Genomic DNA, 25,880 nt, shown 5'->3' with positions numbered 1-25,880 from the left:
TATCGACAATGAAGAGTTGAAAATTCGTATGTCGGACAGAAGGATCTTAATATGATTTTAGTAACTGGCGGTGCCGGCTTCATCGGTTCCAACTTTGTAAGAGACTGGCTGGCGCTCAACGATGAGCCCGTGATCAATTTTGACAAGCTGACCTATGCTGGCAATCTCAGCAATCTGGCCAGCCTGGCGCAAGACCCGCGGCATATCTTTGTGCGTGGCGATATTTGCGATACCGCGCACATCTCGCGCCTGCTGGCAGAACACCAGCCACGCGCCATCGTGCATTTTGCCGCGGAAAGCCATGTCGACCGCTCGATCCATAGCCCTGGCGAATTCATTTCGACCAACGTCAACGGCACCTTCAGCCTGCTGGAAGCGGCACGCGCCTATTGGAGCGGCTTGACGGGCGAGGCCAAGGACGGCTTCCGCTTCCTGCACGTTTCGACCGACGAGGTCTATGGCACCCTGGGACCGAATGATCCGCCGTTTACGGAAACGACGCCCTATGCGCCCAACAGTCCCTATTCGGCATCGAAGGCGGCGTCCGATCATCTGGTGCGCGCGTATTTCCATACGTACGGCATGCCCGTGCTGACGACCAACTGCTCGAACAACTATGGCTCCTTCCATTTCCCGGAAAAACTGATTCCGCTCATCATCAGCAATGCGCGTGCCGGCAAGGCCTTGCCCATCTATGGCGATGGCATGCAAGTGCGCGACTGGCTGTACGTGGGCGACCATTGCTCGGCGATTCGCCGCGTCCTGGAAGCGGGCCGTCTGGGCGAGGTCTACAACGTGGGCGGCTGGAACGAAATGGCCAACCTGGAAGTCGTGCATACCCTGTGCGACATCCTCGATACGCTGGATCCAAAAGCATCGGGCAGCTATCGCGAGCAAATCACCTATGTGCAGGATCGTCCTGGCCATGACCGCCGCTATGCCATCGATGCGCGCAAGATCGAGCGCGAACTGGGCTGGAAACCGGCCGAAACCTTCGCCACCGGCATCCGCAAGACGGTCCAGTGGTATCTGGATAACCAGGCCTGGGTACGCGACGTCCAGTCGGGCGACTACCTGAAATGGGTGGAGAAGAACTACGCGGCACGCGACACGGCCCAGGAGCAGCAATAATGGGAACCACCATCGAACGCAAGGGGATCATCCTGGCCGGCGGCTCCGGCACGCGCCTGTATCCCGTCACCATGGCCGTATCGAAGCAGCTGCTGCCCGTATATGACAAGCCGATGATCTACTATCCGCTGACCACCCTGATGCTGGCCGGCATACGCGACATCCTGATCATTTCCACGCCACAAGATACGCCGCGCTTCCAGGAATTGCTGGGCGACGGCAGCCAGTGGGGCATCAAGCTCAGCTACGCCGTACAGCCGACCCCGGACGGCCTGGCGCAAGCATTCATCATCGGCAAAGAGTTTGTCGGCGATGCGCCATCTGCGCTGATTTTGGGCGATAACATTTATTACGGTCATGACTTCGAAACGCAGTTGCGCGAAGCGTCGGCACGCACCAGCGGCTCGACCGTATTCGCTTATCACGTGCACGATCCGGAACGCTATGGCGTGGTCGATTTCGATGAACAGCGGCGCGCCATCAGCATCGAGGAAAAACCGCTCAAGCCGAAATCGAACTATGCCGTCACGGGCCTGTATTTCTACGATAGCCAGGTATGCGATATCGCTGCCGGCATCGCCCCATCCCCACGCGGCGAACTGGAAATCACGGATGTGAACCGCACCTATCTGGAGCGGGGACAGCTGAACGTCGAACTGATGGGTCGCGGCATGGCCTGGCTCGATACGGGTACGCATGAATCCTTGCTCGAAGCGGGCCAATTCATCGCCACCATCGAGAATCGCCAGGGACTGAAAGTTGCTTGCCCAGAGGAAATCGCCTACCGCCGCGGCTACATCGACGCAGCCAAACTGGAAGCATTGGCCCAGCCACTCAAAAAGAATGCCTATGGCCAGTATCTGCTGCGCCTGCTGGAAGAAAAAATATACTAAAGCCGAATGGCTTATCACACCATGCAAATTCAAACCACCGCCATACCTGACGTCCTGATTATCGAACCGACCGTGTTCGGCGATGACCGGGGCTTTTTCTACGAAAGTTTCAATCAGAAGCGCTTTGCCGAACTGACTGGCGCCACGCGCGATTTCGTGCAGGACAATCATTCCAAGTCCGCCAAGGGCGTCTTGCGCGGTCTGCATTACCAAATTCAGCAGGCACAAGGCAAGCTGGTGCGCGTCACCGCCGGCGAAGTCTTCGACGTCGCCGTCGATCTGCGTAAAAGCTCGCCGACCTTCGGCCATTGGGTAGGAGTCACCTTGTCGGCGGCCAACAAACGCCAGCTGTGGATACCAGAAGGCTTTGCCCATGGCTTCGTGGTCACCAGCGACAGCGCCGAGTTCCTGTACAAGACGACCGACTACTGGGCGCCGGAGTTCGAACGCAGCATCCTGTGGAACGATCCGGCCATCGGCATCGACTGGCCGCTCGATGGCGAACCGCTGCTGTCCGGTAAGGACAAGGCCGGCGTTCTGCTGTCGAATGCGGACATCTTCGCCTGAGTCACGCGTATTGCCGCGCCACCATTCACGAGAAAAATATGAGTCGTATCTTAATTACAGGAAAAACCGGCCAAGTAGGCTATGAACTGCAACGCAGCCTGCAAGGGCTGGGAGAGATCATTGCACTCGACCGCAGCCAGATGGACCTCGCGGATCTGGACCAGATCCGCGACGTGATCCGTCGTGTCAAACCTACGCTGATCGTCAATCCGGCTGCCTACACGGCCGTCGACAAGGCGGAGAGCGAACCGGAACTGGCAATGCGCATCAATGGCGAAGCGCCGGGCGTCATGGCGGAAGAAGCAAAGAAACTAGGCGCTGCAATGATTCATTACAGCACTGATTATGTCTTCGACGGGTCGAAAGACCGTCCCTACACGGAAACCGATCCGACCTGCCCTGTGAATGTCTATGGCAGCAGCAAGCTGGCCGGCGAGCAAGCGATCCAGGCTGCCGGCATTCCGCACCTGATCCTGCGCACCAGCTGGGTGTACAGCACGCATGGCAAGAACTTTCTGCTGACCATGCTTCGCCTGGCACGGGAACGTGACGAACTGAGTATCGTTTCAGATCAGTTCGGCGCACCCACCTGGAGCCGTACCATTGCCGACACGACAGCCCACATCGTGGCACAAAGTCTGGTCCATGCAGATCAGCAAGCATGGTGGTCCGAACATGCAGGCGTGTATCATTTGACGGCGCAGGGAAAAACCACCTGGTTCGGGTTTACTGAGGCAATTATGGGCCATCCCTCGGTGACGAAAAAACCTCAGTTAAAACCGATACTGGCGAAAGACTATCCTGTCCCTGCAAAACGGCCAACTAACTCGCAACTGTCATCGCGTCTGCTGATGGATACGTTTTGCGGACTGCCGCAGTGGGCTGATGCCTTAGCTCTTTGTCAGGATTAAATAATCAGCACAGCGATACCTTGCATGTCGTGATGAGTCCAGAACCATTGTGGCCGTCAAGCGAGGCTATCGACCGATGTGAAGAATGAAGGATGCAGTTGATCGTTCCATTGCTGCTCCATGACGCCTCCTGTCGGTGATGCCGGGTACGGCCGCCGGCAATGGCACGATAAGGCCGCTTTGCTGGAGTTGATGATGGAAGTGGTCTGGCATCTGGAAGGCCAGAAGGCGTTGCTATCCAGGCCAGACCTTGGGGCGTTGAACGCATCTTCACCAGGCTGATGCCTTAGCGGCGATGAGTGCGCGGCCATGAACGGCGTATTGACGTGAAGGAGAGCACGATCTGCATGGCAATGGCTTCATAGCGGCCAAGCTGGCGAGATTTTCGCCAGCTGATTAATCCGTCACTCAGGACCAGTAACCTTTATGCATGCTCAGCTTCAGCTTGGTTTTTTTCGACAAACGATGCTCTATTAAACCCATACGATAGCCTACATATTTAACAAGCGTACGGAACATGGAAGATGGAATAAGAAAAATTGCATTTTTCATCAGGAATCTCAGTTCCGAGACAACAAATCTTTTTCCTTCCCCTTCAGCTCCACCAAACGCGGAACGAAGCCATGGCTCGCGGGAATGGAAAACACCTATATCGAAATAACGCTGAAAGTCCTGGATTACGGAATAATCATGGGAATGAAATACCTTAGCGTCAGAGACATACGCCACCTTCAACCCCGCCAGTATCACCTTCGCTGATACATACGTATCCTCGCCGAAAATGTTATCCGAAGGAAACCCACCAATCGACATCAGTACAGCTCGTCGATATGCGGCAAAAGAATTTGACACAAACGCCACTTTTAGTCCAAGGCGCGAAATATCATTCGCAGATTTCACCTCGGACTTCTCAGTGTAGTTAAAAATTCTGGCATGCGCACCGATAGGCTTTGCATCGCGATGAGGTAATTGGCGTCCATAGGCAATGGCAACGGACGGATCAGCAAAGGTGGAGAGCAAATTTTTCAATGCATCTTGGTCAGCCAAGATTGCATCTTGCGTAAGATAAATAATAATCTCGGCATCACCCAGCCTTTCAGCCGCTAACTGCCGTGTGGTTCCATGGTTAAAGTCTTTCCGTTCAATTCGCAAAACATCATAACCAGCTGCGGCGGCAATATCCGCAGTAGCATCGTTGGAAGACGAATCGACAATCAAAACTTTATCCGGTGTCGCCGATTGACTCTTCAAGCCATCAATCCATTGCTGCCAAGCCGGGCCAGCATTCAATGTTGGCACTACAACTGCAAACGAAACAGCATCTGTCATTTTTTCAACAACCCTATCGAAGTGCCGTGCTCGGCATCAGTTACATCGTTTTTACTTGAAATATCTTCAGTAGCTACGGTGATTTTTTTCTGTATCACTATTGACAATGCGTACACACACCAATAAATTGGCCAAAACAATACATTTATATTGAAGCAAAGAAGATTAAAGGAGGTCATATAGATCAATGAAATTTTCGACCTTCTCAGGAACCACCATTGAGAAAATATAAATACAAAAAACCCCAGGAATCCGAAATGCAAAATTAAATATGCTATGAAACTCTTCGGGTCTTCATTAACCTTTTCTGAAATTACCACATCAGAAAAACCATACAAATACGCGCTGTTATCGATAGCATCCACATACGACGCGACGCCAATCAGACTAGACCAAAAATCAGAAAATATATTCTCCGCAATTACCTTATATGGCAGTGCACGCGCCAAGATGGAAACATCAAATCCATCATTCAAATCCAACAGAAAGAAAGTGGCGACCGGGAAGAAGAAGGATAATAGATAAATAAAACCGATAAGATTTTCGCTCAATTTTTTATAGGAAAAAAGCAATCCGTAAAAAACCACCAAAAAAACCATGGTATTTCTTGAGCCTGTTGCGAACAATCCAACAACTATGAAAATCGTCCACTTCCTGTAACCAGGAAAACTATTGGCACAAAACAGAGCAAAACCCAAAAATATTGCCAGATACGCAGGTTCGTAAGCAAAACCCTGAACACGAATAATGCCGTCTCTTATAATTGACACATGCCAGGCGTTGGCATTCCACATTTCCACCGGCAGATTTACACCCCAAGCGCTACGATCAAGCCCCGCAGCCAATACAACAAATTGATATACCATATATAGTAAAATCAAAATCATTGCGTAGAAATACCATTGAAGGAAATCCTGCAAATTTTCTTTGAAAATAAAATATATTCCAGCCAATGCGATCAGCATTGTTGATATCTTCACCACATCAACAATGCTATCGGTCCCCAGAAAAAATATTGCCTTGCAAAAAGATATTACCAACAAGGAAAGCAATGGTGCCGTATAGGAAAATCCGGGGATGATTTTCCGTTTCCACATCATGATAGCGCAAGTAAGTGCCAGTAAAAGCGTTACAAAAGGAAGAGGAACGGCACCAAAACTAATGGTGTTGAATATCATTAACGGCAATAATAATGCAACGAGTTTGATAATCATGAAAATACACGATCGTAAGAATTTATCGAATCAACAACAAGCTCATTGTAACTCTTGAACAATAATTCGACTTTCTCCTGAAAATAATCTCCATCTCTCATTATTTTCGTCAATTCAGCATATACATCTTCCTTGCTCATTGAATCGATATTGAGAACCGAATTTTCCAATCCAGAGCCATTCACCGCATTATTATTTGCCAGTATTGGCAGTCCGAATGAAGCCCCCTCCAATGTCTTGAGTTTCACTCCTGCAGGATTCATCGAAAAGGAGCAAAATACCTTTGCCTGATTCATAAGATTTTCTTTGAAATCATTGCTGATATTGAAAAACAATTCAACATTTTCAAGCGAAAAATCTGAAAAGGGATTCATATCGGACTCAACCTTCTTGCCGGCAATCACTAGTTTCACATCAGAATTAAGTGCCAGCCAATCTGCGAGATATGCATATAGCCTCTTAACGGCTTCAATATTATCCGAAAGATCAAGATTCCCTACAAACAATAATGTATTAATTTTATTTTCGTAAGTACTCAAGGAATAAGCATGGTCTGTCAGTATAGGCAATACAGATGTCGGCAAGTCTACAGGGCCAATAATTTCCTTGTCTCTATCTGAAATAAATAGTATTTCATCCACAAATTGGTTCGCCAACATCTTTTTCTCATAATGCCGATATTTCAATGACTCAATACGGTAAAATAACTTTCTAATAATTCCTTTTTCTGCTTGCGCCATGCTCAGATAGTACTCGGCTTCGCAGTTATGCATGCGCAAATATTTCTTGCCGAAACTTATCTTGAATTTCTGAAGCATTGTAAAAAATGACAGCAGCAGTTTGGTATGCTCAACGATAACATAATCGTAATGAGAATAAAGCTGGCTTCCAAGATTACGAGCATCTTTTTCGCTGAAAAATCGAATTGCCATCGACAAGGGATAGGTAATCCATTTCCACGACGGCATCAATTTTGACTTGATCGGAAAATGCCTGTCGACCAATTTCCCCTCTTCTGATTCATTGAAAGCTTGCAATCTTTTTTCACTCAGATAGAAACTAATCACATGAACAGTAAAGCCCATCTTTTTTAAGTGTACGATTCTCTTCCAGACATCGATAACACCACCATAGTTGTCTGGAAATGGTATGTCAAAGCAAATCAACAGCACGCTTTTATTTTTTTTCATATAAATCCACTTTACTATACATCTTTATTTATGAATTCACATAAAAAAACCGGCAATCATCGCGTCGTACATTTTCCGCGATCGTTTAAGATTTGAAAAATTGGCCATTTTAACAATACGCGTCAGTACCGTATAAGAAATAGCAACAGACTTTTTCATGCCTTTGAAATTTTTCCTGATATAATAAATCCTATTACGATTCGTATAATAAACAGAAAAAGGGGATTCATCTCCGCCAGTACTGCTACTCACCTTATGCCGGACCTCTCCTTCAGCCCAGTATTTCAATTTAAATCCTGCCTGGTTTGAACGATAAATAAAATCAACGTCGTCGTAATATACGAAATATTTTTCGTCCATTAATCCAACACGATCAAACACGTCTTTATGTACCAGCATAAAACAAGTGGGCGCGTACTGGACATAGCAATCGCTCGAGTATTTTTCAGAATCCGGCTGCATTTCGCCATAATGCCGGACAACGCCGCGCCATTCGCTGAGCGATCCGCCCGCACACCAAATCAAATCTGAGTCATAGAAATATATTTTTGGGGTAACCAGCTTTTCATTGTTCGCATCGGCAACTGCAACCATTGACGAAAATAATTCCGTATCAGCAAACTCAATATCATTATTTAATACAAGCACATACTCGCATTGCGCCTCCAGAGCAAGAACGATGCCCTGATTATTAGCAGCAGCAACACCGACATTCTTGTCGTTTTTAATTAGAGTGACATTTCTTATATTGTATTTTTCTATTTCTTTTTTTGCCGATTCGAAGGATAGCTCATCCAAACTATTATCAATGATATACAACCAATAATCACGATAAGACTGAGCACTCAAACTCTGAAAAAAACCAGGCAGCACATCCGCACTATTAAATAGCACAGTTACCAAACCAACACGCGGATTCATAAATTAGTTCCTTGAAATTCTCAATTCAAATTACTCTACTTGTTACTTCGATCACCAAAACACGAATCATGCAGATGACGGACAACATGATCGTTATATAAACGTATGATCTTGAGCGATGTCTTGTACTGCCACATCGTCCATGTGCGGCAATGGGCAGCATGACACGCTGTCTTTTCTGCATTCAATACATATCAGCACATGGCACATTGCACCAATGGTGATGAAATTTTAAATTATCAAGTAGAATAAATTTCTGCCTCAGTTACCATTACTTATAAAGTCCGCGCTTCTTCATTTCGCTAATGCTCTGGTCATATCCGTCGACAGATACATCTTGAGAATTGACCCAATCGGCAAAACGTGCAATGCCCGTACTGAAATCCACTTTAGGTATAAATTTCAATAAATGATTGGCCTTGCTCAGATCGGCAAAGTTATGACGAATATCACCTAACCTGTACGCCCCCGTGATCTTAATTGGCACGTCAATACCATAGTGCTGCACCAAGGTTTGAGCTACGGTCAAAACCTCGGTCGCAACGCCGGAGCCAATACCAAAAACTTGCCCGTTTGCAGCATCTTCCATCAACGCCAGCGTAGTTGCATCGACCACATCATCAATGAAAACAAAATCTCGGCTTTCTTTACCATCTTCAAAAATATTGAGATGATTGCCATTTTTAATACGTGTCGAGAAGATTGACAAAATGCCTGTGTAGGGGTTGCTCAAGGATTGCCCCGGACCGAAGACATTCTGATAGCGAAGCGCTGTCGCTCCGATCCCGATGGAAGCACAAACGGTCATTACCATTTGTTCCTGATTTTGCTTGGTAATACCATAAACCGATGACGGATGAATTTTCGATTCTTCATCGGTAGCTAACAACGTCAGAGCTTCACCCGTCTGCGGGCACAATGGTTCAAAGCGTCCAACCTGCATATCCGCATCTTTTCGTGCACCAGGATAGACGATGCCCAAAGAAGGCGAATGATATTTTCCTTCGCCATAAATCGACCGCGATGAAGCCACAACAACCTTTTTGACCTGGTAGCGACCATTCGCCAGCAAATCCAGCATAATTCCGGTACCGCCAATATTCACATCAACATAGCGCTTGATTTCATACATTGACTGTCCCGTACCAGTTTCAGCAGCCAGATGCACAATCGCGTCCTGGCCAGGCAAAACCTTTTCCCAAGCAGCAACATCAGTGACAGAGCCCAGCAGAAAATTTGTCTTATCCTTGATGCTTTGAAATAGTGGCGAAGTTACCACAGGATCTTCGCCATGAATTTGAGGCGACAAATTATCCAAAATAGTGACTTCATGTCCCAGACTAACCAAATGCAATGCCAGATTTGAGCCGATAAATCCTGCGCCGCCAGTAATTAATATCTTCATGATGTTTTTTTCCATTCTTTATCTTTAAAGCAATACGTCTTTATAATTTTTGCCGGATTTCCCGCAACAACAGAAAATGCGGGAACATTTACATTCACAACAGAATGCGCGCCAATTATTGAATTTTTACCTATTTTAACATTCGGCATAATTATAGAGCCGTAGCCGATAAATACATTTTCCGCAATATCGACATAATTTCCTTCACATTGAAGACGTGAACCGATTTTGCTCTCATCATCAACATTTTCGTATGGATGAACAATATCAACGATTGCTACACCACCAGTGATCGAAACATTGTCGCCGATGGATATATTTGACCCGCAAACGATATGCACGTTTTGTTCAATATTGACATTATTTCCAATTGAAATCCTCGGCGAAAAATTCCCGTTGGTTCGCACTACCTCTATTCTTGCACCATTTCTTATAGTGACAAAATCACCTATAAAGATGTTTTTTGGATTGGCAATTAAAGTTGGCTTATAAATTACTGATTTTTTTCCAATCGAACCAAAAAACAATTTATAAAAACATTTCGTTTTGACTCTAACCAAAAAAAGATCCAACAAGTTGAAAATATTAAAAATATCTTCCTGGAAAATTTTTTTCAATTTATTCATGTTTTAATATACAGAAACCCATTCTTCAGTCGAAAAATCAAATTTCTTGATAATCCTGGCTGGACTGCCTGCCAACATTGTGTAAGCAGGGAAAGATTTTGTAACAACCGCCCTGGCAGAAACAACGCAGCTATCCCCAAGCTGTACTCCTGGTAAAATTGCCACGCCATATCCTATAAAACAGTTCTCGCCAATAATAACTGCTCCCTTTGACTCCAAAGGTTGCTGCATGATAGGGCCTTTAACAGGCGACAAACCATGGGCGACATCGGACAAATAAACATAATCACTAAGAACACTTCCGCGACCAATCTTCATATGGCCAACGGAATGAAGCTGAGTCTGATGTCCGATATAAACCAAATCACCTATTTCAATATGGGCATTAAACTCCTGACCGCTCACGTTTCGTATAGGGAATATTACCGATCCTTTCCCTATCGTGACATTTTTGCCAACAGTAATGTGTTTAGAATTGGTATATATTGAGAAGAAAGATGTTTTTGATTTTTTGACAAATTTATTCTTGGCACAAAAGAAAAATTTCCTTAACCCTTCAAACATAAGATCCCCATTAAAATACCAATATAAATGCAGCCACAGGCAAAGAAAGAAAAACGCCAGATTTCAAAGTGAATAGAAATATATCCGGAACAATCAGTCTTGTTGAAGAGAAGTTGAACATATAATTGCAAAAGAAACCCGAAAGAGATCCTATTAATGCACCATATGCCACGCCAAATGCACCATATTGATATCCTAGCGTTATGCTTGCCAGCAGAGTTACAACACCTTCGACAAAAACGGTAAGGCGTACTTGCTTTTGCATATTAATAGCAAGCAATAACATTGAATATGGAAGCGCTATATTTCGTATCATATTGGCAATTGCCAATATCAATAATAATTTCAGTATATCTTCGCTATATCCCTTACCCAGCCATGCTTGCAAGAAATTGACGCCAAAAAAATACAGCCCGATAACAGACAGAATCAATCCAGCAATACAAATACGCGTCGCACTTATCATTAATTTTGGCAATTCATGCCGTGTTTCTTCCCGCGCATTTAATTTTGCTCCCGCAGGCAGTAATGGTGAAATAATTGCCTGCTGCAAACCGATCATGATCGCAATAACGGTAGATGCCAAGGAATAAGCTGCCACGTTCTTGAAATCAAAATGACCAACGATCATTATTGACAGACCATTCACCAAAAGCATGGCAATATTCCATATTGCTAGATTCCCGCAATACTTCAGCAAATCCCCAAACCGTTTTTTCTCCATCGGCCCCAGCGCCGTTATCAACGCCGACGCCCACCGGCGTATGGCCAGGAAATTAATTGGCACAATGAGCGCACTACTCAATGCCATGGTTAATGACAGTACGAGTAAGCCTGCGCCATTTTTTAACACCAGCCATAAAGCAAGCAAACTGAACATACGAACAAATAATTGCCCACTTACTGGAATGATATTTCTATGCAAACCTACAAACACCCCCATAGGTATCAGGGCAAATAGCTGCCAAGCTGCAGAAATTCCCAGCAACGATATACAAATACGAAATTCGCCGATTAATTCCGGCGGTATATTCTTGAATAATAATGGATAGAAAATAACAAGAACTGTCACTGCGAACATCGCAACAAAAACAAAACCGGTTACGATAACAAGCCCGGCCTTCATTGTTTTTCTTTGGTCATCCAGGTCGTTCAGTTCATGTGCATGAGCGATAAATTTTGTCATCGCCGTTTGCAGACCAAAACCGAACAACTGCAGATAGATCAATACCTGTAACGCCAAACTCCATACTGAGAATTCCAATTTCCCCAGATATCGCACCACCAACGCTGGAAGCAATAAATTAAACAGCGCAGAACCTATACCACCGATTACATTGGCGACAGCATTCTTTAAAAAAATATTACGTAATGATGCAGTCGTCATTTGTTGGAAAAACCATTTACATTAAAATCTGTTTATTTATTCGGCACCGGGAAAATATTTTCAAAATCAAAGTCATGCGATATTGATTATTTTTTCCACGCATTCCTAAGCACCAGCCAGCGCTGAATATTTTTTTCACTCTTCCGTGATGAAATATAGGTATCGCGCAACAATGCAATCAAAATCGCAAGCACACCGCCGCCAATAAATGCCACCACTGTCAAGGCCAAAGGTTTGGGTTTTGTTTTTTCCTCGGCTGGCACAGCCAGGTCAAGCTGCTGGATCATGGATGAATCCTTGGCTTCATCAATTTTTGCCAGTTCATACTGTTTTGCCAGCAATTCGAAAATCGTTTCGTAATATTTAACATCGCGCAGAGTTCGTACATACTCAATACTTGCCTCCGGAATTTTTCCGCTTGGGATCATTACATCACCAGTCCGCCCCTTGCCATTCTGTTGCTTTTCCAACTGGTTTTGCAGACCGCGTACTTCCTCTTGCAATCGCATATATTCTGGGTTATTGATTGTCGCAAAACTACGCATAGATTGAAGTTGCACATTCTTCGCGGCAATAGTGCCCTGAAGCTGAGCTTCATTGGCGATAATTCCTTTTACCTGGCCTTCCAGCTGGAGCATGCCGGTGGATTCCTGCATCTTACGCATGGCAACTTCTGCATTCGCCAAATCATCTTTGGCAGCTGTCAATTGCTTCTCAAAAAAAGCTCTGCGTCTCGACGCTTCTGTAATGGCCAAGCCTTTTGTCAAGGCAGCCAATTCTGTAACGTGGGCATTAGCCAGCTCCGCGGCAAATTTTGGATCCTTGTCTTCGATGGAAATGCCAATCAAGCCATCTTTCCCATTGGATAAGGCACGTATCTTTGTCAATTTCTCGCGCGTCTCATCCATCGTATTTTTTTTGAAGCGCTCCTTGAGCTTGTAGCGCTCGATTAAATTATCCGCAATCGTTCGGCTTTGCAGCATCCCCACATACAAATCATTGGGATTTTTTAATCCAGCAATACCCCCTACTCCCCCGGCCAACCCACCAAGTTGCCCCAACATCGAGGAAACAGAAGAACTCTGTTGCTGCGGCGGCATGATGACAGCCGTGCTCACATACTTCGGCGTCATCAGCAAACTCGCCGTTAACGCCAGTGCACCTGTAATCAACGGGAGAATGATAATGATTCTTCGCTGGCGTACCAGGGCGGCACACACATCGAGTAAATGGATACCATCCTCTTCCGCTTTATTTACTGAATGTTGTTTATTCTGAATTTCCACATGCTCGGACATCGTTTGCTTTCAAATAGAGTATGGTTTTATATGCGTCCAGCTAAATGCCGTATCAATCTTTCAGCACTTTCAAACCAGCAGCACCTAGACCAAACTGATAGAAAATCGCAGTCCATTCCTTCAGACTCTGCATAAATGTGCTTCGGTCGATTTTCTCCGGCACCACAACGGTATCCCCTGGATTCAAGGCACTGCCGCCGATACCGCTGAACCATCCAGTGCCTTGACCGCTTTGCGCCGTGCCGTCGGCACGAATGACATACATTTCGGATTTATCCGCATTCGCCGTAATGCCGCCGGCCTGTTGAACATAATCATTCACTGTCCGCTGCGGGCGGTAAACAAAGGCGTTTTGCTGGAATACCGAGCCAAGGACATCCACGGTGCCAGGGCGGCGCGGAATCAGGATGGAATCACCATCTTGCAGCGGCAAGTCCGGAAGATTTTTGACTTGAGTATCGACACCTGGCAGATCGAGGACGATACGGCCCTCCGCTTTAATGCTGCGCAATTTTTGCGCGATACGACGCTGTTGTTCCACTTCGGCCGCAGCTTTCGCCGCACTCTCCCTGTCGCTGCTGGCGGCCATGCGCTGGGTTGCGTTCGATTCCAGGTCGCGCTCGAAACGGTCAGCCACCTGGTTCAGTTTGATTTGCTGCGCACGGCGCACAGACTCACGATTCAGCTGCGTGGCATACAGGTAGCCGTTTTCATTGGCGCCGCCAACGCGTGCAACCAGCTCGCGCAGGGTTTCGCCTTTTTTCAACAGAAAAATGCCGCTCTGCTTTGCTTCCCCGGCCACGCGCACGTATTCATTCTGGATTTGCGCCTGGACTGGGACGGCACCTGGCGCGAACACCCGCAGGATATCGGTAGGGTTGATCGCAATACCTGCCAACTGGCTATTGATCATGCCTTTATCGGCGGTCAACTCCACGACCGTCTTGTATTGGTTATCGACGTTTTTCTCGACGATCACTTGCTTCGTTTCCGCGGCAGAATCAAAACCGCCGGCCCAGCTTAACAAATCCGCTAGGCTGGAACTGCCTTTCAATTCGAAAATAGCCGGTTGCTTCACGCTACCCGTCAAGGCCACCAGCGGGCCCACTTCAGGAATATAGATCACGTCGCCATCACGCAGGGTGACGTCATGGCTCTTGTCACCCTTGACCAGCATGTCATACAGGTCGAACGTGGTGACGGTGTCCTTGCCGCGCTTGAGCTGGATATTGCGCATGCTGCCAGTAGCGTCCGGACCACCCGAAGTAAACAGGGCGTTGAGCATGGAGCTCATGGAATTGAGGGTATAGGTGCCAGGACGTACTGCATGGCCAACCACGTAGATTTGCACGGCGCGCGTTTGTGCGATGCTCGCCGTCAGGTCGAAATTGGTGTAGATCTTGCCAATGGCTTTCTTCAGGTAGCCCTGCAGGTCTTTGTATTGCACGCCGCTGACCTTGATGGAGCCGACGCGTGGGATGAAAATCGCACCGCTGCGGTCGACCGTGGCACTGACGTCGATATCGACCATGCCCCAGCCCCGTACCTGCAACTCATCGCCCGTGCCGATCACGTATTCCTGGTTCACCTGGACGCCATCGAGCGGCGCAAAGGTGGCCGGTACGCCGCTGAACAAATCCTTGCCGAAAATGCTCAGCTTTTTCCCCGTCACGCCATCAACGTACTCTTCAAAGGCACCAACTGGCGCGTCCAGCATCGCATCCATGCCGGTATCGGATACGGCGCGTTTGCTGGCGGTACTACCGGGCAAACCTTTCACCTGACGCTGTTCAGCGCGCCCGCTGCGGATGCTGGGCAAGGCGCTGCCGCCCATTTCGTTCGCCTGCGCGCGTGCAAGATCCGCGCGCGGCGTATCGACCACGCCAAACTCCTGCTCGACGGCGAAGGAGGAGCCGGCGCCCAGCAGGCACGCCGAGAAAATCATGTGCTTCACGAAAGGCGGGGGAGTACGAAGTTGCTTTTTCATGCTGGTCTTTGTCTGGATGAATGATGTTGTATGAGTAAAGGGGGCGCCATGCGCGCTTAATACTTGCCCTGCCAGGTCACGCTGATTTCTTTCGGCCCGGGATTGATCGACAAACCCGATTTGCTCTGGTCGCGCTGCGCGTGCCACAGCCAGCTGCCCATGGCGTAGCCCAGGATACCGCCGGCGACCGTATCCGAGACCCAGTGCTTGCGGCCAAACACGCGGCCGGCGGAACCCACGGCCGCCACGCTGTACAGCCAGGGCGCATCGTATTCCTTGGCAAACGGCGTCACGGCAGCAAAGCCGATCGCGGCATGCGCGGAAGGGAAGGAGGAATTCGAACGGGAACTGCTGCTGCCGACACGGCTCCACGCGCCGAGGTCTTCTTCTGGACGGGCGCGGCCAAACGCATATTTGCCGGCCACGGCCAGGCCCGTTGCCGCAGCAACCGATTGCAGGGAAATGAGTCCCGTATTTTGCATGCGGTCATCGCCCAAGGCGAAAGCAGCGGCAGCGGCGCCCACCGCCGCATACGGCATGGCCTTGCCCAGCTTGTCCCAATTGCGGTAAACCTTCGAGTCCTCGTGTTTCTTGACGAAACGGTCGACGGGTTTGTCGGCCAATGCGGAAGCCACCACCACGCCGCCGATCAGGGCCGTGGCCTTGACCCACTCGGCCGGTTGCGGCAAGGCGGAAGCCGACTGATCCAGCCGCGCGCGAAACGCTGGCCATGGGCTGACAAACGGCCGGTCCGGCGGATTGACGGCCGGCAGGTGCTGCTCGTCCGGACGCTCGGCAAAGTTACCCAGGCCATCGTAGCTGTGCATGTCGGCGCGCGGACGCTCGAACATGTCGTACAGGTCGCCAGGCGAAGCCACCATCTGTCCCACGTCGCGCGTCCATGGCGAGATGGCGAAGCCGGCCGTCGATTGCGTGTCCATCGGCAACATGCTGTTCAGCGGGACGGACAGGAAAACGCCACGGTCCTGGTAAGGCTTCGATGGCGTACCGGGACTGGTGATATCGTTGCCATTCGTATGCGTGTACCAGGCGCCGACTTCGATGCCGGACTGGAAGCGGCGCTTGAACTCCATGCGCACGCCCGTGTCTTTCGCCAGGAAGCGACCGGCGCGGGCCGTCACGGTAATGTCGTGCGGCAAGCGGTAATGCAGGGAACCGATCGCCGTCACCGTCTTGTAGTCGAGTGTATCGAGCAAGCCTTTATAGCCACGCTGCTGCAAGGCATCGACCGCCACATCGGCCGCCCAGCGGCTGTCCTTCGGCAGGTACAACACCTGGCCGCCAACGCCGCGGAACATATCTTCATACAGGCCCGCCGACATGCGGGTATACACGCGTTCGGCGGGATTGTTGTATTTGTTCAGCAAGACGCGGCTCAGCGAGAATCGCCCGCCGCGCAAATATTCCGCCACATCGGTACGCACGTGCGGCAAGTTACTGTTCGATGGCTGCTTGACGCCCGACACCGTTTCCAGCAACTGCAGGCTGGCGGCGCTATTGAGGTACAGGCCATCGCCCAGGCGGCGGTCATAATTGGCGACCGCCGATATCGAATAACGGAAGGCGCCGCTCGGATCATTGAAGAAGAAGCCCACCTTCGGGGCGACCTTGAAGCGGTTCGCTTCCCGGTCCAGCGATTTGATCTGCACCACGTCGCCATCGACGCCGACACCGACGGCCAGCTTGCCATCGTCCTTGAGGACACTGGCAGCCTTGGCTGGAGCTGGCGCGGAAACGGCAGGGGTAGCTGCCGCTGGCGCAACGGCAGCAGGCGCGCTGGCAGGAGCCGCCGCAAGTGCCGGTGCCGGTGCCGGTGCGGCCGCCACGACAGGCGCTGGCTTGTCGAGGAATTCCTGCAGCCAGCTTTGCTGATCATCGCGGATGACGTCGCTTTTCTCCGGATAACGCAGCAGGACGACGTCGAGGAACGCCTTGCGGTCGATCTTGCCGGCCAGATAGTCGTTCAGTTTTGGCAGGTCAAAGAATTCGTAGGTGGCGATTGGCTGGTCCAGCTTGGTGTACGTGATGCGCAGGGTCGTCACGCCCTTCGGCGTGAAGGCGACGGCGGTGCGCGCAGCACGGCCAACGGCCCGGCCCATATTCGAAATACGGCTGTTGGTCAGGCTCAGGCTGAGGACATTGCCTTCTTGCTCGACACGGATGTTCTTGTAGTCCTGCTTCGCCAGGGCATTGACCAGGTCGGCGCCATACACGGCGTCGCGGTGCCATTCTTCCTTGCTGGGCAGCGGCGGCGGATTCTTGTCATCCACGAAATATGGTGGCTCATACACCTTGGGAACGAACTCGCGTTCGCCAAACGGAATACTGACATAGGCGTTCACGCTGAACTGGTCGCGGTTGCGCGCCGCCTGCAGGGCAAGCCAGCCCCAGCGGTATTCCAGGCCCACGGACGCGCCCTTGCGGCGCTTGCCGGCGTTCGTTTCGCTGGCACGGAAATCGCGCAGATAATTGGTGGTATCGTACTCGGCCACCACCGACCAGCGCGGCAGCGCGGCCGGGGTCCAGCGTGCGCCGGCAAACACGCCGTCCGGGCGCTTGTGCGCATAACCCAAGCTCGCTTCGATATTCTTGCTGGCGCCAAAAGTCTTGGTGGCAACCAAATATTGGCCCTTGAACAACTCGGTACCGAACAGATCCGTCATGCCGACGGCGACCGACGGCATCCACTCCGATTCGCTCCACAGGCGCAGTTTGCCGTCGACGACCTTATCCTTGTAGCGGCCATAGCCGCTGCCGTATTCGCCGGGCGTGTTGGTAAAACCGGGAATGCCCGTGATCGACACATAACGCCCCGTCATTTGCAGGAAAGGCAGGATATCCGCCGTGACCCACAACTGGCCATACGGGCTGTCGTAGCTATACCCGACGCTGAAGGTCCCGTCTGTTTCCACCAAGGCACTGGGCATATTGATATACCCGGATTGGCCACCATGATTCGGGGTGGCGGCCATCGCCGAAGGCGCGCCAAGCACCAAGCAACCACACCAGGTATATTTAATTGATTTTCTGAGTACGCTTAACAAATCCGGCTACCTAAAATATCCTGCACCTGGAATTCCTGACAATGTATTCAGAAAATCAATGAGCTTGGGGAAACGTGAATGAAACGAAAAAAGGCCAACCGACGGGCATCTTGCAATGCCACGCATCAGTTCGCCACTAAAACCAGGCACTCCTGAGCAGTTGATAGTTGCTTGACCATGCCTCAGGAATTTATGTCGCAGAATTTTAACATTGTTTTCTTGTAGCAAATGCTTAACTTGTTTCCCTTGCGCCACACCTGTCAATGTGGCGCAAACGCCGCCTGCGGCCTTGCTGCAGGCTTAAACATTCACTTCAAACTGCCAAACACTTTGCCGATAATCTTGCTGCCATATTCAAGCGGATTGCTGCGGATGGCTTTTTCTTCCTCGCCGATCATCAGGTACAGGCCGTCCAGCGCACGGTCCGTGACATAAGCTTCCACCGTCGATTGCTGCTGCGGCACCAGGCCCGTCTTGCCGATCTGGCTCATGGTGCTGTTGTATTTGCTGGCCAGGCCCGAGCGGTCGGTGACGGATTTCACGATGGGCAGGAATTTGACGGCCAGGGGTGCGGATGTTTTCTGGCGGAAAAAGTCCGTCACCGAAGTATCGCCACCGGACAGGATATTTTTCGCATCCGTCACGCTCATCGACTTCACCGCGTCGAGCAGCAAGGGCTTGGCCATGGGCACGGCAGACTCGGCGGCACGGTTCATCGCCACCACCAGATCGTCCAGTTGCTGGCCGCGCCCCGTCATCTTCAGCAAGGGCTTGGCTTGCTCCAGGATGCCGGGCAGCTTGATTTTGACCTTGTCGTTATTCAGGAATCCATTTTCAACGCCCAGTTTGGCTACGGCAGCGGCGGAACCGGCATCCAGCGCCGCCTTCAAGCCACTGCTGGCCTCCTGATTGGTCAGGGCCGCGAGCGGGGTGGCCGCGATTGCCATGGACGAGCACAACGCCACAGCGCACAACAGGGCGGCGGAGGGAGCGGGGAGAAATTTCGGGCGCATAATCATCCTTTGTGTAAGAGCCAATGGCGCATCGGGCGATTCTTGAACCCTTAGCATAGCAAACCACGGCGGCGCCGGCACTTTTGTCGCTGAAGAAATATACGTGGGTACCGGCGCGGGAGCGCACGATACAACAAATCCTGTTGTATCCACGCACGTTTGGACGGTGCCGCATGGTATGGATGGGAGGGGCCGGCGCGCGCCGGCGGGCGAAAGACGCCTGCGGATCAACGAAACAGCTGTCGGCATGGCCCGGCACGCCCGTTTCGCACAGGCAATGCCGCGATATGCAATCGAGGTTAATCGGCCAGCGCTGCCAGGCGCTGGCGCACCTGTATCAAGTCGGTCTCGCGCATGCGCGCCGCCGTCTGGCGCAAGGATTTTTCCGCGCCGGCCACGCCGGCCGCCGCCGCCATCGACAGCCAGATATACGCCTGCTGCAAATCGAGCGGGCCACCCTGGCCGCTGGCCGCCATCAAGCCCAGATTCATTTGCGCCCGCGCATGGCCCTGGCGCGCGGCCAGCGCATACCAGTCCCAGGCGGCGGCATAATCCTGCGGCACGTCCTGGCCATTGTCGTGCCGCAGGCCCAGCGCGAACTGGGCCAGGCTGTGGCCTTGCGCGGCGGCGCGGCAATAACAGGCGCAAGCCAGCTGGCTGTCGGGCGCCGGGCCGTCGTCGCGGTCGTGCAGCACGCCCTGCATGTATTGCGCCGGCGCGTAATCCTGCTCAGCGGCGCGGCGGTACCATTCCAGCGCCAGCGCCAGATCCTGCGGCACGCCCTGGCCATGTTCATGGCGCAGGCCCAGGTCGAACTGCGCCCGCACATGCCCTTGGTCGGCCGCCTTGCGGTACCAGAAGATGGCTTCCTGCGCATCGACAGGCATGCCCTGCCCATGTTCATGCAGCAGTCCCAGCTGATACTGTGCCGCGGGAAAACCCTGCCCGGCCGCCTGGCGGTAGAACACCTGCGCCCGCGTATAGTCCTGCGCACCATGTTCATGGTGCAGGCCCAGGTTGTGCTGGGCCGCCGCGTGCCCCTGGCCGGCCGCCTTCACGTACCATTCGAGCGCCGCCTGTTTATCGCAGGGCACGCCCTGGCCATTGTCGTAGATCAGGCCCAGGTTGAACTGCGAACTGGCGTGGCCCTGCTCGGCCGCGCGCCGGTACCAGGCGATGGCCTGGCCGCTGTCCTGCGGCAGCACGTCGCCATTTGCATAGCGCAGCGCCAGGTTGAACTGGGCCGGCGCGTATCCCTGCTCGGCCGCCTTGCGCATCCAGGCGCTCGCCTGCTGGCGGTCCTGGCGCACGCCCTGGCCATTGTCGTAGCGCAGGCCCAGGTTGAACTGGGCGCGCGCATACCCCTGCTCGGCCGCCTTGCGGTACCAGGCGATGGCTTGCACGAAGTCCTGCGGCACGCCCTTGCCATTGTCATACATCATGCCCAGATTGTTTTGCGCGCCCGCGTCGCCCTGCTCTGCTGCGCGGCTGAACCACAGCATGGCTTGCCCGCTGTCCTGCGCGATACCCTGGCCCTTGGCATACAGCCAGCCCAGGTTGTACTGCGCCGCCGCGTAGCCCTGCTCGGCCGCCTGCTGGTACCAGTGCGCGGCCTGCACGAAATCCTGCGGCACGCCCTGTCCCTTCTGGCTCATCACGCCCAGGTTGTATTGCGCGTGCTCGAGTCCCTGCGCGGCAGCCAGGCCATACCAGTGCAATGCCTGCGCATAGCTTTGCTCGATACCCTGGCCATTGAAATACATGAAGCCCAGGCTATGCTGGGCGTTCGCATTGCCCTTCTCCGCCAGTCCTTTCAGGCGCAGGTAGTCAGCCGTGTAATGAGCGGCCGTGTGGCGGGGATCTGCAGGCGGCATGGATCAGGCCTCGATGGCCAGCGGCTGCGGTTCGCCCGGTGCGGCACCGGCGATCAGGCGGTTCTGCTCCTGCAGCACGCCGATGAAACTGCCCAGCGAAATGGGCCGGTGGTACAGATAGCCCTGCATCGTGGTGCAGCCCTTGTCCTGCAGGTAGCGCGCCTGGCCTTCCGTTTCCACGCCTTCGGCAATCAGGTGCAGGCCCAGTCCGCGCGCGATGGAAATGATGGCCAGGATGACGGGATAGTGCCCGTGCTCGTCGTGGATTTCCTTCACAAACGACTGGTCGATCTTGATCGTGTGGATGGGGAAGCGGTGCAGATACGACAGCGAGGAATAGCCGGTGCCGAAATCGTCGATGGCGACCGACACGCCCAGCTGGCACAGCTTGTTCAACTGCTCGATCGCATACTGCGGATTGCGGATGCAGATGTTTTCCGTGATTTCCACTTCGATCTTTTCCGGCGCGATGCCGTAGCGCGTCAGCGCGCCGCGCATCTTCTCGAAAAAGTCGCCCCGGTCCAGGTATTGCGGCGACAAATTGAGCGACAGGCGCACGGCTTCGCCGCCGGCCGCGTTCCACTGCACCAGATCGCGGCACAGGGCGCCCAGCATCCAGTCCGAGATCGGCAGCATCAAGCCGTTTTCCTCGGCGAACGGCAGGAATTCGCCGGCCGTCAGCAAGCCCCGTTGCGGGTGGTTCCAGCGCATCAGGCCTTCGGCGCCGACGATGCGGCCCGTCATCACATCGACCTGCGGCTGGTAATACATCTCCAGCTGGTTCAGCTCCAGCGCCTTGCGCAGGCTCTGCTCGAGCGCGATCTTCTGGTGCGACACGTCGAGCATGGACTCGTGATAAAAACTGTGGCCGTTCTTGCCCAGCGCCTTGACCTGGTACATGGCGATGTCGGCATGGCGCAGCAGTTCGTCGATGGTCTCGCCGTCACCCGGATAAATGGCGATGCCGATGGAGGCCGAAATGTGCACCTGGTTGCCATCGAGGTCGAAGGGCTGGTGCAGGCATTCGAGGAACTTGTCGGCGATCAGGCGCGCATCCTGGCGGTCGCGCAGTTCCGGCAGCACGATGGTGAATTCATCGCCGCCCTGGCGCGCCAGGGTATCGCCGCGGCGCAGGCAATCCTTCAGGCGCAGCGCCACCTGCTGCAGCAGCTCGTCGCCCTTCACGTGGCCCAGGGTATCGTTGACCAGCTTGAAGCGGTCCAGGTCGATGAACATCACGGCCAGCTCCGTCAGCTTGCGCCGCGCCTGGATCACGGCCAGCCCCAGGCGGTCCTTGAACAGCATGCGGTTCGGCAGGTCCGTCAGGATGTCGTGGTAGGCCTGGTAGGAAATGACTTCCTCGGCCCGCTTGCGGTCGGTGATGTCGCGCGCCACGCCGTAGGTGCCGAAGTATTCCTGCTTGCGGGCTTCGTGATCGAGGCTGTGCATGCCGATCGAATTGAGCGGGATCGTCATCAGGGTATTGTTGAAGGTACGGTCGCTGCCGCTGCCGCTATGACACTTCAGGCGCAGTTCCACATTGCGCGAGGCGCGCTCGTCGAGGCGGCGCTCGTTGAAGGCATAACGCGCCCGCTCCTGGTCTTCATCGTGGACGAGAATCGAGTAATGGCTGCCGATCAGTTCTTCGCGGCTAAAGCCCAGCAACTGGTGCACCCGGTCGTTGATGAAGGTGATGCGGCCTTCGTGGTTCAGGGTATAGATGATGTCGGGCGAGCTGTCGACCAGGTAGCGGTACATCTTTTCCGAGTTTTCCAGCTGCAGCGCGATGCGCTCGTTCTCCAGCGCCAGCTTGCGCTTTTGCAGCGCGTTCTCCACCGTCTTGAGCAGCTCTTCGCGGCTGTAGGGCTTGCGCAGATAATCATAGGCGCCGCGTTTCAGGGCGCCGATGGCCGCCTCGATGCCGACGTCGCCGCTCATGACGATCACGTCGCCCTCGATGCCGCGCCGGTTGATGTGGTCCATGATTTCATGGCCGCTCATGTCGGGCAGGCGCAGGTCGAGCAGGATCAGGTCGAAGCGCAGTTTCGACAACTGCGCCAGCGCCTCGCTGCCGCAGGTGGCCGTGTACAGCTGGTAGCCGCGGTCCTTCAGCAATTCGTGGAGGGAGGCGAGCAAACGGGGCTCGTCGTCGACGAGCAGGATGCGCGGGCTGTTTTCCAGGTCAAATGGAATGGCGGAGGAGTTCATGGACGTTACGAAGACAGGGCGGTGTTGCCGGGGGCGGGCAGCGCGGCTGCGGCGGCCGCCGGCAAGGGAATGGGCAGCAGGATTTCAAACGAGGTGCCGGACTTGCTGCTGCGGCAGCCGATCACGCCATGCAGGCGCGTGACAAGGTCATGCACGATGGACAGGCCCAGGCCGTGATGCGCGCCTTCCTTGTTGCTGCGCACGGGAGAAAACAGATTGGCCAGCACTTCCGGCGCCAGGCCGGCGCCATTGTCGCTGACGCACAGTTCCAGGTACAGGCGGCGGTCGCGGTTGACGTGGCCACGGTTCGCCACTTCGATGCGTCCGCCATCGGGCAAGGCTTCGACGGCGTTTTTCAGCAGGTTGAGCAGGATTTGCTTGAGCATGTCGGCATCGGCCTCCACCTCGCATGGCGCATCCTGCATGCGCGTGACCACTTCGATCTTCGGCGGCAGGAAATCGGTGGCGCGGAACAGCCGCAGCACGTCGTCGACCACGCGCGCGCAATCGGTGACGCCACTGGCCGCCGCCGGCTGCAGATCGGCCAGGCCGCTGATCAACTGGCCGACCCGGTCGATTTCCTCGTTCAGGATCGACATCTCGCCCGTCACCGGCTCCTGCTTCTCCAGCTTGTGATCGAGCACGCTCAGGTAGTTCTTGATGATGGACAGCGGGTTATTCACTTCATGCACGACGCGGCGCGATGCGGCGCGGTATTCCTCGGCCACGTGATCGAGCTGGCGCCGTGCCAGGCCGCGCGCGCTGATGGCCGTTTCCAGCGCCGTGGCGGCCTGGTTGGCATACGCGCGCAGGAAACCCTCGCGCTTCTGGCAGGCGGGAATCTGCCACGCCGCCACGCCGCCGATCAGCACGCCCAGGCTGCGCTGGCCCGCCACCAGCGGCACGCAGACCAGGCTGTCCGTGCCGAGAATGCGGAACAGCTGCTCCTCGACGATGCCCAGCGCCGGCATGTCGCGCTTTAAGAACGCCTGCTTGCATTCCAGGGCCGATGCGGCCAGCGGACCGCCCTTGGCCAGCGGGATCGAAAAACCGGCCAGGCGCTGCTGATGTTCTCCCGCCGCCACGCCCACCAGCGCATGGCCGGTGGGGTTTTGCAGCAGGATGACGGCCGTGTCGAAGTCGAACAGGATGCGCGCCGAGCGCGTAATGGCTTCCAGCAGGCTGCTCTCGCCCTGCTGGCGGGCAAAGGTCTGCCCCACCTCGGACACCAGTACCATGTTGCGCACTTCATCGGACAGGCGCTGCTGCACCGGATCGACGGCTGGCGGCGCATATGCGGGCGGCGTGACGATATCGTCCGCGCCGGCCAGGTCGATGCCCAGGTGCTGCGCGGCCTGCTCCACCTGGCGCGCCACGCTGCCGGCCAGGTCTTCCAGCGCCGCGACGTCCAGCGCACACAGGCTTGCCGCCTGCGCGATCGACTCCGCATCGTCGGCATGGCTGCACAGCAGATGCGCCAGGCGCACGATGCGGATCAGGGGATGGCTCGCTTCCAGGCGCGCCAGCGGTTCATGGTGATACAGCACGCTGTCGGCCAGGAAGGAATCGAGATGCCAGCGTTCGATCAGCCAGGCGCCCGCTTCGGCATGCGTGATCTGCAGGGTGCGCTGCTCCACCGCGCACAGGGCGGCATCGTCGCGCGCCGTGAAATTGAACGCGTATTCCTTCGGCGCCGTGGCCAGCAAGGCCAGGCGGCCCACGTTGTGCAGCAAGCCTGCCAGATACGCTTCCTCGGCGTGCGGATAGGCCATGGCCTTGGCCAGCGCGCGCGCCATGACGGCAGCCGATAGCGAGCTTTTCCAGAAGGCGCGCAAATCCGTGCTGCCGGAATGGGGAAAGCTGTTAAAGGTCTGGAAGACGGATTCGCTGATGACCAGGGTCTTGATCATGTCCGTGCCCAGCGAGACGAGCGATTGTTCCAGGCTGACGACCTTGCCCTGGCGGTGGTAGGCCGAGCTGTTGGCCACGCCGAGGATCTTGCTGGTCATGCCCGCATCCTTGGCGATCAGCGCGGCCAGCTCCGGCATGCCGGCATCGTCGGCCTGCAGGTGGGCGATCAGCTTGATGAGGATCTGCGGCATGGCCGGCAGGCGGGCAATCAGCAGGCGATTGCGAATATCGTGATCAGATTGATGCATCGTATCAGGCATTGCCGGTTCGATAAGGAAGAGCGCTCAGCAGCGAAGCGCGGCCACGTTCAGAGGAATCCTCCACTCCTGTAACCAAAAAATAGACTGCCTGAGAGGATGCCGGGAAAAAAGTCATCTTATCATAAG

19 protein-coding genes are annotated in these 25,880 nt (G+C 53.6%); 4 read left to right on the top strand and 15 right to left on the bottom strand.

The features are described 5' to 3' along the window. The first annotated feature begins 51 nt into the window (after positions 1-51). From rfbB to rfbD, 4 genes are read left to right on the top strand one after another with little or no spacing between them, the layout of a single operon-like run. Positions 52-1,131: a dTDP-glucose 4,6-dehydratase gene (gene rfbB, locus VPH41_RS00740; protein ID WP_328568641.1), complete on the top strand. Its 1,080-nt coding sequence runs from the start codon at positions 52-54 to the stop codon at positions 1,129-1,131. Beyond that, on the top strand, positions 1,131-2,024 hold the full coding sequence (gene rfbA / locus VPH41_RS00735) for a glucose-1-phosphate thymidylyltransferase RfbA (RefSeq protein WP_328568640.1): 894 nt from the start codon (positions 1,131-1,133) through the stop codon (positions 2,022-2,024). The genes rfbB and rfbA overlap by 1 nt, the downstream gene beginning before the upstream one ends. A 21-nt stretch (positions 2,025-2,045) precedes the next feature. Continuing rightward, positions 2,046-2,591, top strand: a complete 546-nt coding sequence (gene rfbC / locus VPH41_RS00730) for a dTDP-4-dehydrorhamnose 3,5-epimerase (protein ID WP_152254872.1) — start codon at positions 2,046-2,048, stop codon at positions 2,589-2,591. Positions 2,592-2,629: 38 nt separating this feature from the next. Further along, positions 2,630-3,502 carry a dTDP-4-dehydrorhamnose reductase gene (gene rfbD, locus VPH41_RS00725; RefSeq protein ID WP_442906211.1) on the top strand — a complete coding sequence of 291 codons (873 nt, stop codon included), beginning with the start codon at positions 2,630-2,632 and terminating at the stop codon, positions 3,500-3,502. A 408-nt stretch (positions 3,503-3,910) separates the two neighbouring features. Here the strand turns inward: rfbD and VPH41_RS00720 are convergent, their stop codons facing one another. The 15 genes from VPH41_RS00720 to VPH41_RS00650 form a co-directional block, all read right to left on the bottom strand. Further along, positions 3,911-4,831, bottom strand: a complete 921-nt coding sequence (locus VPH41_RS00720) for a glycosyltransferase family 2 protein (RefSeq protein WP_328568639.1) — start codon at positions 4,829-4,831, stop codon at positions 3,911-3,913. Beyond that, complete coding sequence (locus VPH41_RS00715; RefSeq protein WP_328568638.1) at positions 4,828-6,045, bottom strand: hypothetical protein; 1,218 nt, start codon at positions 6,043-6,045, stop codon at positions 4,828-4,830. Before VPH41_RS00715 ends, VPH41_RS00720 begins: the two co-directional genes overlap by 4 nt. Then, the gene (locus VPH41_RS00710) at positions 6,042-7,235 is read right to left on the bottom strand and encodes a glycosyltransferase (protein WP_328568637.1); all 1,194 of its coding nucleotides are present in this window, start codon (positions 7,233-7,235) and stop codon (positions 6,042-6,044) included. Before VPH41_RS00710 ends, VPH41_RS00715 begins: the two co-directional genes overlap by 4 nt. Before the next feature lie 36 nt (positions 7,236-7,271). Then, on the bottom strand, positions 7,272-8,156 hold the full coding sequence (locus VPH41_RS00705) for a glycosyltransferase family 2 protein (protein ID WP_328568636.1): 885 nt from the start codon (positions 8,154-8,156) through the stop codon (positions 7,272-7,274). A gap of 271 nt (positions 8,157-8,427) precedes the next feature. Continuing rightward, entirely contained in the window at positions 8,428-9,576 is a 1,149-nt protein-coding gene (locus VPH41_RS00700; protein ID WP_328568635.1) for an NAD-dependent epimerase/dehydratase family protein, read from the bottom strand. Next, on the bottom strand, positions 9,558-10,187 hold the full coding sequence (locus VPH41_RS00695; RefSeq protein WP_328568634.1) for an acyltransferase: 630 nt from the start codon (positions 10,185-10,187) through the stop codon (positions 9,558-9,560). The genes VPH41_RS00700 and VPH41_RS00695 overlap by 19 nt, the downstream gene beginning before the upstream one ends. Positions 10,188-10,190: 3 nt before the next feature. Continuing rightward, the gene (locus VPH41_RS00690) at positions 10,191-10,751 is read right to left on the bottom strand and encodes an acyltransferase (protein ID WP_328568633.1); all 561 of its coding nucleotides are present in this window, start codon (positions 10,749-10,751) and stop codon (positions 10,191-10,193) included. Between the two features lie 10 nt (positions 10,752-10,761). Further along, positions 10,762-12,138: an MATE family efflux transporter gene (locus VPH41_RS00685; protein WP_328568632.1), complete on the bottom strand. Its 1,377-nt coding sequence runs from the start codon at positions 12,136-12,138 to the stop codon at positions 10,762-10,764. An 86-nt stretch (positions 12,139-12,224) separates the two neighbouring features. Continuing rightward, positions 12,225-13,436 (bottom strand): GumC family protein, encoded by a 1,212-nt coding sequence (locus VPH41_RS00680; RefSeq protein ID WP_328568631.1) that lies wholly within the window; start codon positions 13,434-13,436, stop codon positions 12,225-12,227. 52 nt (positions 13,437-13,488) lie between these two features. Then, positions 13,489-15,423: an SLBB domain-containing protein gene (locus tag VPH41_RS00675; protein ID WP_328568630.1), complete on the bottom strand. Its 1,935-nt coding sequence runs from the start codon at positions 15,421-15,423 to the stop codon at positions 13,489-13,491. A gap of 56 nt (positions 15,424-15,479) precedes the next feature. Further along, positions 15,480-18,416 carry a YjbH domain-containing protein gene (locus VPH41_RS00670; protein ID WP_328568629.1) on the bottom strand — a complete coding sequence of 979 codons (2,937 nt, stop codon included), beginning with the start codon at positions 18,414-18,416 and terminating at the stop codon, positions 15,480-15,482. Positions 18,417-18,796: 380 nt separating this feature from the next. Beyond that, the gene (locus tag VPH41_RS00665) at positions 18,797-19,435 is read right to left on the bottom strand and encodes a DUF4197 domain-containing protein (protein ID WP_328568628.1); all 639 of its coding nucleotides are present in this window, start codon (positions 19,433-19,435) and stop codon (positions 18,797-18,799) included. A gap of 365 nt (positions 19,436-19,800) precedes the next feature. Then, on the bottom strand, positions 19,801-21,375 hold the full coding sequence (locus VPH41_RS00660; RefSeq protein WP_328568627.1) for an SEL1-like repeat protein: 1,575 nt from the start codon (positions 21,373-21,375) through the stop codon (positions 19,801-19,803). A 3-nt stretch (positions 21,376-21,378) separates the two neighbouring features. After that, a complete protein-coding gene (locus VPH41_RS00655) occupies positions 21,379-23,583 on the bottom strand; it encodes an EAL domain-containing response regulator (protein ID WP_152254858.1) in 2,205 nt (734 codons plus the stop codon). 5 nt (positions 23,584-23,588) lie between these two features. Then, positions 23,589-25,742: an HDOD domain-containing protein gene (locus VPH41_RS00650; protein WP_328568626.1), complete on the bottom strand. Its 2,154-nt coding sequence runs from the start codon at positions 25,740-25,742 to the stop codon at positions 23,589-23,591. Between the last annotated feature and the right edge of the window lie 138 nt (positions 25,743-25,880).

The organism is Janthinobacterium sp. P210006 (assembly GCF_036231885.1).
GTDB lineage: Bacteria > Pseudomonadota > Gammaproteobacteria > Burkholderiales > Burkholderiaceae_D > Janthinobacterium > Janthinobacterium violaceinigrum.
Note: the sequence above shows the minus strand (reverse complement) of the source record. Positions and strands in the feature narration are given on the sequence as shown.